General features: G+C 66.1%; 9 protein-coding genes. 2 read left to right on the forward strand and 7 right to left on the reverse strand.

Annotated features, from left to right (window positions below):
- Positions 1 to 91: 91 nt before the first annotated feature.
- From BDW41_RS14650 to BDW41_RS14680, 7 genes are all read right to left on the reverse strand, one after another.
- A complete protein-coding gene (locus BDW41_RS14650) occupies positions 92 to 466 on the reverse strand; it encodes a nuclear transport factor 2 family protein (RefSeq protein WP_074549659.1) in 375 nt (124 codons plus the stop codon).
- A 96-nt stretch (positions 467 to 562) separates the two neighbouring features.
- On the reverse strand, positions 563 to 2,167 hold the full coding sequence (locus BDW41_RS14655) for a peptidase S10 (RefSeq protein WP_074549661.1): 1,605 nt from the start codon (positions 2,165 to 2,167) through the stop codon (positions 563 to 565).
- Between the two features lie 125 nt (positions 2,168 to 2,292).
- Positions 2,293 to 2,763: a DUF3617 family protein gene (locus BDW41_RS14660; RefSeq protein WP_074549663.1), complete on the reverse strand. Its 471-nt coding sequence runs from the start codon at positions 2,761 to 2,763 to the stop codon at positions 2,293 to 2,295.
- A 70-nt stretch (positions 2,764 to 2,833) separates the two neighbouring features.
- Positions 2,834 to 4,846 (reverse strand): alkaline phosphatase family protein, encoded by a 2,013-nt coding sequence (locus BDW41_RS14665; RefSeq protein WP_233496880.1) that lies wholly within the window; start codon positions 4,844 to 4,846, stop codon positions 2,834 to 2,836.
- A gap of 349 nt (positions 4,847 to 5,195) precedes the next feature.
- Positions 5,196 to 6,851, reverse strand: coding sequence for a multicopper oxidase domain-containing protein (locus tag BDW41_RS14670; protein ID WP_074549665.1), 1,656 nt, complete (start codon positions 6,849 to 6,851; stop codon positions 5,196 to 5,198).
- Between the two features lie 93 nt (positions 6,852 to 6,944).
- Entirely contained in the window at positions 6,945 to 8,414 is a 1,470-nt protein-coding gene (locus BDW41_RS14675) for an MATE family efflux transporter (RefSeq protein WP_074549667.1), read from the reverse strand.
- Positions 8,415 to 8,446: 32 nt separating this feature from the next.
- The gene (locus BDW41_RS14680) at positions 8,447 to 9,043 is read right to left on the reverse strand and encodes a DUF2239 family protein (protein ID WP_074549669.1); all 597 of its coding nucleotides are present in this window, start codon (positions 9,041 to 9,043) and stop codon (positions 8,447 to 8,449) included.
- A 119-nt stretch (positions 9,044 to 9,162) separates the two neighbouring features.
- Here BDW41_RS14680 and BDW41_RS14685 point away from each other — a divergent pair, with 119 nt between their 5' ends.
- Positions 9,163 to 10,083, forward strand: a complete 921-nt coding sequence (locus tag BDW41_RS14685; protein WP_074549671.1) for a bestrophin family ion channel — start codon at positions 9,163 to 9,165, stop codon at positions 10,081 to 10,083.
- Positions 10,084 to 10,354: 271 nt separating this feature from the next.
- A complete protein-coding gene (locus BDW41_RS14690) occupies positions 10,355 to 10,870 on the forward strand; it encodes a lipid A 3-O-deacylase (protein WP_074549673.1) in 516 nt (171 codons plus the stop codon).
- Positions 10,871 to 11,524: the final 654 nt, after the last annotated feature.

The following is an 11,524-nucleotide window of genomic DNA, read 5'->3' on the forward strand; positions in this document are numbered from 1 at the left end:
CGCTGGTGCAAGTTGCAGGGAGCCCCGCGAAAGCGGGGCTTTTTGTTGGCGCGACCTGTTGGCGCAATGCGCGGCGTTGCAACGGCGCGGCTCAACCGCCGGCGTCGTAGAAGAACTGCTCGCTGACGATCTTGTCGTCCTTCACGTGGTACACGCAGATCTCGGTCATGGTGACGCGGCCGTATTCCTTCATGGTCACGTCCATGGTCATCACTACGCTGAACCAGTTGCCGGCGATCAGCGGTTCGCTGACCTCCAGGCCGTGCATCTGCACCACGTTGGCCTGGAAGCGCTTGCCCTTCTCCAGGATGGCGTCGAGGCCCTTCACATTACCCAGGGGGCCTTCCGCCATGGCGGCGGGCTCAATGCTCTCGGCGTCCTTGGCGTACAGCTCGTGCTGTGCTTCCTCGAACTGGCCGTGGCGGCACATGGCCACCAGGCGCTTGGCGACGGCTTCGGTGCTCATACGGAACCTCCGGCTGGCGAGGCCCGCGAGCGTAGCGCCGGCCGCGGCATGCAGGCGTGAAGGCGCGCCGGGGCCGGCGCACCTTCACCTTGCTCATCAGTGCTTGCCGACGTTGTCTGTGTCTTCGATGAAGCGCGCCACGTTGTCGTGCAGCTTCTTCAGCGAATCCTCGTGGGCGTACACCATGTGGCCCGAGGGATACCACGCGTAGGAGATGTTCTTCTCCAGGCTCGCCGGGATCGGCATGTGGTGCATCTCGTAATCCGCCGCGAAGTAGGGCGTGGCCAGGTCGTAGTAGCCGCCGTTGAGCGAAACGCGCAAGCCGGGGTTGGTCTTCATCGCGGTGGCGAGGTCGGGCATCACGTTGGTCGACTGCTGCAGTGCCTCGGTGGCGCCGGGCGCCTTGTGCGCGAAATCCCAGTGGTCGATGTCCGCGAACAGGCGATAGGTCTGCCCTTCGCCGAACTTCAGCTGACGGCGCACGTAGTCGTTGAAGGCGGCCACGTAGGCGGAGCTGATCGCCGAAGACTGCGGATCGTACTCGGACGACTTGCTCAGCGGGTCCAGCGATGGCCCGGAGAAGCGCGTATCCAGGCGTCCCGTGGTGATGTCGCCATCCGCCTGCAGCTCGTGCTCGAACATGCCGCCGTCGACGCGCAGGTTGGCCTTCAGCAGATACGCCACCGGCAGGCCGGTGTACTGGTGCAGCTTCTGCGCGACCGCCTGCTTGCGCGACGCATCCAGGCGCGAGCCCTGCATCAATGCCGAGGCGTATTCACCGATGGCGTACTGCTCCACCTCGCGCAGGAAGGCTTCCTGGTCCGCCGGCTGCTGCGGCAGCTTGTGGTGGTAGTACGCCGTGGCGGCGAACGTGGGCAGGCCCACCACGTACGGCAGGTCCACGCCGGGATTGTTGCCTGGCCCGTCGATGCTGGTGTCGAAGTTGAGGATCTGCGACAGCAGGATCACGCCATTGAGATCGACGCTGTCCTCGTTTTCCAGGATGTTCGCCACCACGGCCGAGCGCGTGGTGCCGTAGCTTTCGCCGAACAGGTATTTGGGCGAGTTCCAGCGGTTGTATTTCGACAGGAACTGCGTGATGAACTGCGCGAAGGCGTGGGCATCGCCATCGACGCTGTAGATGGCCTTCTTGCGGTCCTTCATCTGCTCTTCGCGCTTGCCCTTGTCGGCGTCGTCCGCGATCAGGCGGCTGAAACCCGCGCCGGGCGCGTCGATGAACACGAGGTCCGAGGCATCGAGCAGGCTGTAATCGTTGTTCACCAGCCCGTACGGCGCGGCCGGCGTGTGCGAATCGTCGCTGGTCACCACGCGCTTGGGCCCGAACGCGCCCATGTGCAGCCACACCGTCGCCGAGCCCGGGCCGCCGTTGTAGATGAAGGTGATCGGCCGCTTGCCCGGTTCCACGCCCTTCTTGAGGTACGCGGTGTAGAACATGCTGACCTGCGGCTCGTTCTCCTTGTCGCCCGTGCCGTGCAGCACCAGCGTCCCGGCCACGGCCTTGTAGTCGACGCTCTTGCCTTCCACCTTCACCGTGCCCGAGGTCTCCGACGACTGCGGCTTGAGCAGCGCGGCATCGGGCTTGTCCTCGGGCTTGTCGTTCTTGTCTTTCTTGTCGGCGGCGTGGACGGCCGTGCCGAGCAGCAGCGTGGCCAGGGCCACGGCGAGGGAAAGCTTGCGCATGTAGAGGGAACCTCGGGAGGGGCGCGGGGGCGCGATGCGCCAGCTTAGGCACCGGTGTCCGTCGGTTTCATACGCCAGAAGTCATTGCCTGCTGCGCGCTACATGCCGGCGCCAGGGAGAGAACCTCAGTCCTTCGGACTCGTGCACGCCGCATAGCGGCGCCCTTCCACCTGCACCACGTCCTGGCCCTTGATGCTGATGCCGGCGGTGTAATGCTCCGCCGAGTCGAACTTCACCCTGCCTCGCGCCGCATCCGTCAGGCCCTGGCATTGCAGCGTCCAGCTCAGTGCCGTGCTGCTGCGATGCGGATCGGCGCGCTCGCATTGCGTGTAGCCCGGCACGGGCAGCTGGGCGAACTCGGGCCACGGGTCCGGGCCTTCGTCCACGCAATGCCAGGCCACCTGCGGCGGGCCTTCCTTGCCGTGCTCGAACACGCGGGTGACGATCTTCCACAGGCCGGGCATGGCCTGGAAATCGCCGGGGTCGGCGTGGCCGGGCTCGCCGACGAAGGCGGCGCCCAGCAGCACCAGCACGGCGAGCGCACGGGCCACGGCGTGGCCGCGGCCTCCCGAAGCGGATGGATGGTTCGTTTTCATGGGCGGCGACGATTCCCGACACAGCAAGAACCCCGCCCTGCATGGGCGGGGTTCGATCCCTGCTATTGGATCAGTCCTGTGTTTCAGCTGCTGCGTAGCTGTGGCCGTGGCCGTCGCGGTCGAAGTCGAACATGTTCATCAGGTTGCCGATGGCCGGCGCGTTGAGCGGCACATACGGGTTGTTGGGCAGCGACACCGGGTTGGGCAGGTTGTCGCGGCTGCGGCTGGAGATGGTTTCGTGCAGGCCCCAGTTGGCTTCCACGAATTTGTCGAAGGACACGTGGTCGTAGTAGGTGTGCACCACGCGGCCGCCTTCGGAGAAGCGCGACACCACCAGCAGCGGGATGCGCGTGCCGTCGCCGAAGAAGTCCACCGGCTGCACGTAGCCCGAATCGTAGTAGCCGCCGCCTTCGTCGAAGGTCACCATGATCACGGTGTCGTTCCACACCTTCGGGTTGGCCTTGGCCATGTCCACGATCTTCTTCACGTAGCCTTCGAACAGATCCAGCTTGGACGAGGCCGGATGGCCGTCCAGGATGCCGTCCGGCTTGGCGATGGACACCGCCGGCAGCGTGTCGTTCTGGATGTCGTTGTACAGGTCGGTGATGTCCTGGTTGTTCGCGCGCAGCTTCGGATTGGTCATGACCTGCGTGGAGTACAGGAACGGATCGCAGATGTTGCAGAACGTGCCGGCCTCGCCGTTCTCCTTGCCGCCCGCATAGCCTTCGCCGTAGTACTTCCACGACACGTGGTGGCGGGTGAGCAGCAGCGCGAGGTTGTCCTGGCGCGTCGGCGGGATGGTGAACTGGTTGGCGCCCAGCGGCGCCGGCGTGCCGTCGCCCAGGTAGCCCGGGTTGTAGTTGTTCACCAGGTAGTACGCGTTCTTCTTGCAGTCGGTGCCGTGGAAGGTGTGGTACGGCAGAGACTTGAGGTAATCCTTCACGGCGCCCACGCCGGGCTGTGTGTCATCGGCGCAGTTCACGTAGGAGCCGCCGCTGTAGCCGTCCTGCACGTACCAGTTGTTGGTGCCAGGCTGCGCGTCGGGATTTTCGATCTGGTTCGACGGCGGTGTGGCCGGTTCGCCGTTGGCATCGGCGTAGTAGATCAGGTCGCCGAAGCCCAGCATGATGTGGTTGGCGCCCGTGCCGCCCATCACCGACTGGTGGAAGTTGTCGCTCAGCGTGTAGGTGCGGGCCAGCTCCGCGAAGTACGGCGCGTCGCCCTTGGCGATGTTGAGGAACTGCATCGCGGTCGAGCCTTCGCCCGTGGTCTGGTCGTCGAAGCCGGCCGGCTGCGCCTTGCCGTTGGTGCCCGCGCCCACGGTGGTTTCCACCCACGGGAACAGGTCCATGCGGCAACCGCTGGGGTTCTTCTCGGTAGCGGCGCTGGCGTCGCAGTCCATCTGCTGCCACATCTGGAAGAAGCGGTGCACCGGGCTGTTGGCGTAGTCGTCGTAGCTGATCGATGCATGCATGTCGACCGGCGCATTGGCCAGCACCGACGGGAAGCGCGTGTCCACCACGTCGTTGGGCAGGCCGGTGCCGCCGGCGGCGAGCTCGCTGTAGGCGCTGGCCGGCAGGGCAGGCTCGATGGCCTGCGCCTGCGCGGCCGAGGCGAACGGCGCCTGCGTGGGCGCGCCGCCGGTGTTCATGCGCGGCAGCGAGGTGTAGGCGGTGGTGTGCGTGGGCGCCAGCGCGAACTTGCCGGTGCTGCTGGCCTGCCACTGCCTGGCGGCCGCGACGTTCGGGCCCGGCGTGCCGTCGGCGTTGACGATGCCTTCGGACAGCAGGTTGTGCACGCTCTGGCCCTTCGGCGGCGTGTACGTGGCGAACACATGGTCGAACGTGCGGTTCTCGCCGATCAGCAGGATCACGTGCTTGATGGGCGTGCGGGTGCGATCGCTGCGATCGTCGCCGTCGCGGCCCGGCGTGTGCAGCACGGTGACGCCGCTCGCGGGAGCCTGTGCAGCCGCGGTGGCAGTCGGAGTGGAATTGCTCTGGGCGCTCACCACGCCGGCCAGGCCGACGGCAAGCGTACCAAGGGCAAGCGGCAACAAGCGCTTGCGGACGTGCGTCATGGACATGACTTCGTTCTCCTGCAGCGATCCCTGGGAAGGGCTGCGTGAGTGGTCCCCCTGATTGACCGGCGCCTGTTCGCAACGTGGAGGGGCGCGGCCGGCGGCGAGTCTGGTCCGCGCAGATGACGGACCCTTGGCGCTTTTGCGACAGCGATGACGCGCTAGATGACAGTGCCAAGACGCCGCAAATCCTTGCGCGCCTGCATGCAGCGCAAAGCCTGTGGCTACGCGATCAACGCGTGCGGTGCGCGCGACGCGTTCGCCCTGTCGGCAAGAAATTGCTTTTGCATCGATGCAGGAAGAGGGTGCGGAAGTGTGCGATATCGCACGCTCGCGCGACGGCGCGCACGCGGCCTCACGCCGGCAGCAGCTGGAACGGCCGCATCATCTCGTTGTCTTCGTGCTCCAGCAGATGGCAGTGCCACACGTAGCGGCCGGGCTCGCCCTCGAAGCGCGCGATGATGCGCGTGACCATGCCGGGGTCGGCACGCACGGTGTCCTTCCAACCCATCTCTTCAGGGTCCGGCGGTATCGCGGGCCCGGTGTACTTCAGCGTCTTGCTCTCGTTCCACGCGAACAGGTCGAACGGCCGGCGATCGAGCACCTGGAAGCGCACCAGGTGCAGATGCATCGGATGCGCATCGCCGGTGAGGTTCACCATGCTCCAGATTTCCGTGCTGTCCTGCCGCGGATCTTCGGTAACGGGCGCCGACCAGTGCTTGCCGCCGAGCATCATCATCATCGGGCTGCCGCCGGCGTCGTCCTGTTCGCCCAGCGTGAGCACGCGTTCGCGCACGGCGCTGGCCGCGGCGATGCGCTCGATGGTGCGCAAGGTGGCCGGCACCACGCTGGTGTCCTTGCGGCCGCGATCGCGCACGCGGAATGCCATGATGGCTTCCGCCTGCTGGCGCAGCTGCACCTGCTTGCCGTCCATGCCGGAGAAATCGATGATCACGTCAGCACGCTCGGCCGGATACAGCGTGACGTGCGGGCGCGTAAGCGGCGCGGCGAGCAACCCCTGGTCGCTGGCGATCTGCTGGAAGCTCAAACCGTCGGACAACGACAGCGCATAGAAGCGCGTGTTGGCGGCGTTGATCAGGCGCAGGCGATAGCGGCGCGGCTCCACCTCCAGGTAGGGATACAGCTTGCCGTTGCACAGGATGGCGTTGCCCTGGCATTCGGACACCCACGGCGCATCCGGATCGTCGGACACGGGGTAATACAGCTGCCCGTCCGTCGCGATCAGCCGGTCGCACAGGATCAGCGGCAGATCGCATTCGCCCGTGGGCAGGTTGAGCGCGCGCTCCGCATCGTCCTCGATCAGGTACGCCCCGAGCAGGCCGGCGTAGATGTTCAAGCGCGTGATGCCCATGGCGTGGTCGTGATACCACAGCGTGGCCGCATCCTGCGCGTTGGGATAACGGCTGACGGCCGAACGGCCGGGCTCGAACCAGTCCTCCGGATAGCCATCGCTCGATGCCGCCACGCGCGCGCCGTGCACGTGCGCCACGGTGCGCACTTCCGGCTTGTCGCGCTCGGCGCCGTGGATGTTGTGGTCGATCGGCAGGAAGTGTTTCGTCGGCAGCGCGTTCGCCCATTCGATCAGCAGTGTTTCGTTGCGCCTGGCGACGATGGTGGGGCCGGGAAACGCGCCGTTATAGCCCCATAGCGGCGTTGGCGGCAGGTCGCGATGCAGCTTCGCCTTGAACGCGCGCATCTCCATCCGGTACAGCGGCAACTGTCGGCCAGGATGCGCGGGGTCGCTGTGCTGGCCCACCGGCTTGGCCACGGCGGGCAATGGCAAGGGATCCACGAAGCGCGCCAGCGTTACCGGATTCACCAGTGGCACCTTGGGCGCGGCGAGCGGCGGCATGGCCATGCGCGGCATCTTCTCGTTGCCGATGGCGGGCGCGGGCCATGCCAGCAGGCCCAATTCCATCGCCGTGGCCGCGCCGGCCATATCGAGCAGGCCACGCAGGAACTGGCGGCGTGAAGCGTTGGTGCGAGTCATCCGGCGACCTTAGGCAGGCCGGATGACAGTCGCGTGGCAAAGCGTGAAGGGCCGCTCACCCCGCGCGCACGCTGGCGCGAAGGGCGAGGTCGCTCACTCCGCGGAGGCCGGAACGCCCTGACCGGTGGTGGGTGCCTGCTGGCCGGCGACGGCGGCCACGTCGTCCTGCCCTGCTTTCTCGATGGGCGTGGCGAGCATGCGTGCGCGGCGCCAGCCGCCCCACTTGTAGTAGCCCATGGCCATCAGCATCGAGGCGAGCGAGCCCAGCGGAAAACTCCACCAGATGGAGTCGGCGCCAAGATGCGGCGCCAGCGCCACGGCGAACGGCGGACGGATCAGCCACATCGAGATGAACAGGATCACCAGCGGCGGCACCACCGCGCCGGTGGAACGCACCACGCCGAACAGCACGAAGGTGACGCCGAAGAACATGAAAGACCACACCGCGATGCTGTTGAGGTGCTCGGCCAGCGTCAGCGCCTGCGCGTCGTTGGGCAGGAACAGCCCCAGCGCCGCGTGATTGAACAGGTAGATCACCCCGATCAGGCAACCGCTGAGCAGGAAGTTGTAGAGCACGCCCACGCGCGTGATGCGGCTCACGCGATCCCACAGCCGGGCGCCCACGTTCTGCGCCGCCATGGAGGACACCGCCGCGCCGATCGCCATCGCCGGCATCTGCACATAGGTCCACAACTGCGTGGCGGCGCCGTAAGCCGCGGTGGTCTTGGAGCCGTACTCGTTCACCATGTGGATCATGATCATGGCGGAGCTGGAGATCACGATCATCTGCAGGCCCATCGGCAGGCCCTTCACCACCAGCGAACGCAGGATTTCCCGATCCGGCCGCAGATAGCCGAGCTCGTGGCGGGTCAGGCGCAGGAAGTGCTTGCGCCGGTACAGCGTGAACACCAGGGCGAACAGCGCGATGGTCTGCGCGATCAGCGTGGAGGTCGCCGAGCCGGCAATGCCCAGGCGCGGAAACGGCCCCACGCCGAAGATCAGCAAGGGGTTGAACACGATGTCCATCAGCACCGACAACGCCATGAACACGAACGGCGTGCGCGAATCGCCCGCGCCGCGCAGCGTCATCATCAGGAAGTTGTAGAAGAACATCGACGGCACGGCGACGAAGATGATGCGCAGGTACGGCACCGCGAAGGCCTGCGCATCGGCCGGCGTGTTGAGCGCGCGCAGCATCCACGGCGTGCCGACATAGCCGCCGATCGCCACCAGCACCGATACCGACACGAAGAACGTCACGCCGGTGCCCACCACGCGCTTGGCCTCCAGCATGTTGCGCGCGCCCAGGCTCTGGCCGATCAGGATGGTGCACGCCATGCTCAGGCCGAACACCGCGCCGAGCAGCAGGAACAGGATCAGGTTGGCGTTGCTCACCGCCGTGAGCGCCGCTTCGCCCAGGTAGTGGCCGATCCACATGGCGTTGACCGAGCCGTTGAGCGACTGCAGCACCGTGCTGCCCAGGATGGGCAGGGCGAACATCAGCAGCGTGCGCGCGATCGGTCCTTCGGTAAGCAGCGGCTGCCTTGCAGCAATGGATGACATCGAAAGAGTTCCGCGAAAGGGGAAAGGGGGAATCAGTCGCCCGCGACGGCGGCCTGCCATGCGCGCGCCGCGAGCCGACGCACATGCTCGCGCACATCGGCGGGCCATGCATCCGTCAATTGATGGAAACGCTCGCGCTCCTTGCGCCAGAACGCGCGCGATGCTTCTTCGTGATGGGCCAGGTTACCCGTCATCGCGCTCATGAAGCGATCGACCGCCTCGCCCGCCAGGCGCACGGCATCGCGCTCGCGATGGCTGCGACGCGCTTCCTCCACCAGGCGCCGCAAGGTCGCCGAGGCGCCGCCCGGCTGTTCGGCCAGCCAGTCCCAGTGCCGTGGCAGCAAGGTGACCTCGCGCGCGATCACGCCAAGGCGCGGACGGCCGGGGCCGCGCGGCGCGGGTTCCTCGTCCGTCGATGGCTTGGGCAGGCGGGCGAGCACGTCGTCCGGCGCGCCGCGCAGGTCCAGTTCCACCGGTCGGCTACTGAGCTCGTCGAAGACCAGCACCGGTCCCGCGGCACCGGCATCGACCGCGCGCTTGACCGCCAGCGCTACCTCGCTCAGCGAACCCGATGCGATGCGACGGTGGCCATCGAAGGCGATGCAGGCAGGCGTATCGGCCATCGGCATTGTTTTATCCGGGTATAAACAGGGCGCGCAGTGTGCGCCGGCAGGGCGCCAAGGTCAACAGGCGCCGCCGGTCCCAGGCCGCGCGCTACCATTTGCCCACTTTCCGCAAAGCGTGCCCCATGGTCATCCACCCGCCGCAACGCTCGCTCCGGCTGATGCTGTTCACCCTGCGCGGCTCGATCATTCCGGTGATCTGGAAGCGCGTGCTCGGCATGATGCTGCTGTCCGTCGCCGTGGTGGCGGTGGAACGGCACCTGCCGCGCACCGGCGTGGAACTGGGCGCCATTCCGCCCACCCTGATGGGGCTGACGCTGGCGATCTTCCTGGGCTTTCGCAACACCGTGGCCTACCAGCGCTGGTGGGATGCGCGAACCCTGTGGGGCGAGCTGCTGATCGTGCTGCGCAACCTTGCCCGCCAGACCATGAGCCTGCCCGAGGGCCTCAGTGTGCAGGAGCGCGAACGGATGGTGCACCGCCTGATCGCCTTCGCCCACGCGCTGCGCCATCACCTGCGCGGCACGCCGCCCGGCGACGAGGTCTCGCGTTGGCTCACGGCGGAGGACCAGGCGGCGCTCGCGGGCCGTCCCAATCCGCCGAACCTGCTGCTCGGGCTGATCGCGCAGGGCTACGCGCAGCTGCATCGCGACGGCCGGCTGGATGCCATCCTGCTGGCCAGCATCGATGCGCAGGTGACGCGCGCCTCGTACGTGCTAGGCGGCTGCGAGCGCATCCAGGGGACGCCGATTCCGTTCGCCTACATCCTGCTACTCCATCGCACCGTCTACATCTACTGCCTGCTGCTGCCGTTCTGCCTGATCGGCAGCGTGGGCTGGGTGACGCCGCTGATGGTGGGCGTGCTGTCCTACACCTTCTTCGGGCTCGATGCGCTGGGCGACCAGATCGAGAACCCGTTCGACCGCCTGCCCAACGACCTGCCGCTCGACGCCATGTGCCGCACCATCGAGATCGGCCTTGGCGAACTCCTGGGCGAGCACGACCTGCCGGCGCCGCTGCAGCCGGTCGACGGCGTGCTCATGTAAGGCGAAGCGCAACAGCGCTTTTTGCAGAAAAACGGGATTTCGCAAGCCCCACGTCAGCCCTTGCCGTAGTTTTACGGTGATTTCGGCACGTATTTCACACGGGCCGAGACAGACTGTTGCCGTGCGCAAAAAAGGACCCCCCGCGCACTTGTGCCGCCCAGGCAACGCACTGTTGCCTCGATTCGACCTATTTCCAGTACCGGTCGGTCCAGTTAAGTAATTATACTAGGCGGTGCATAAATCCCTCCCCAAGCAAAAAAGAAGAACTGCCATGCGATCTTCCCTCCTGCGCAGTGCCGCAGCGTTCGCACTGATAGCTGTTTCCGCCTCGGCCGTGGCCGACCCGCGCATCGAAATCAACGGCGGCCGAAGCTACTCCGACGGCTACTGGACCAATACCGCCTGGATCGAAGCCATCTGGGGCGAGCACAACCTCGGCAACAGCCGCATCACCTGGGCGCCGATGGCCTCGCTGGGTTTCATCAACGGCCGCAACGTCGCGCGCTACGGCAACGCCGTGTCCGATGACGTGTGGCTGGGCGGCGGCGGTTTCCGTATCCGCTACGGCGGCGCCGACGACTGGTATCACCACCTGTTCTGGAACACGGAAATCGCTGTCCAGGCCGGACGCACCTTGGCTTTGAGCAGCGGCGGCGAGTTCGTCAACTCCGTGGGCTGGGCTGGCGAGCACTGGACTTTCCAGATTCGCCATGCGTCCAACGCGGGGATCAAGGGGTCCAATCGAGGCGAGACGATGGCGCTGGTGGGGTTTGCGTTCAATCCCTGAGGCGTGTGGCTAGTGATGGATACGATGACGGCCCTTTGGGGCCGTTGTTGTTTGGATGGCTAAATGGATTTGGCGGGTGTTTTGCGTGAGGCTTTGTTCTGCTCTCTTTGCGCGGTTTGGAGGGCTGGGGCATGGTGCTTCGTGGTGGTTTGGGTCACTTGCCTCGCCGTTTCATTCTTTAGCCGTCATTCCTGCGAAGGCAGGAATCCAGTGACTTTGCGCTGGGTTGTCGCGTAAAGGTTGATCGGCTCTTTTCAGCGTTCCCGCAACCTGGCCGCCTGCGCGGCGGGCGTTCCGACCTCCTGCCGGAGGCCGGGTCACTTTCTCTTGCTTGCCCAAGAGAAAGTAACCAAAGAGAAGGGCCGCCCGGAATCGGCGCCTATCGGGCTGAAGCCCGATAGGTTCGCGGACGGGTTGCGGGGTTTGTCGACAGGGCATCCTGCCCTGACGACAAACTGGCTCGCATCCTTGCGAGCCACCCTGCGGGCTATTCCTCCACCCGCCCGCCGCCTCATACGGGGACCCGTAGATCAAGAGCATCGAGCCGACGGCTCGTGCCGCTGCGCGGCACATTGCGTCGTGGCAGGCGCTGAGCGCCTGCTTCAGAGCACAAGTGATGCGCTAATGACGGCTAAAGAACAAAACAGCGAGGCA

The organism is Dyella sp. AtDHG13 (assembly GCF_003201105.1).
In the GTDB taxonomy this organism is placed as follows: domain Bacteria; phylum Pseudomonadota; class Gammaproteobacteria; order Xanthomonadales; family Rhodanobacteraceae; genus Dyella; species Dyella jiangningensis_B.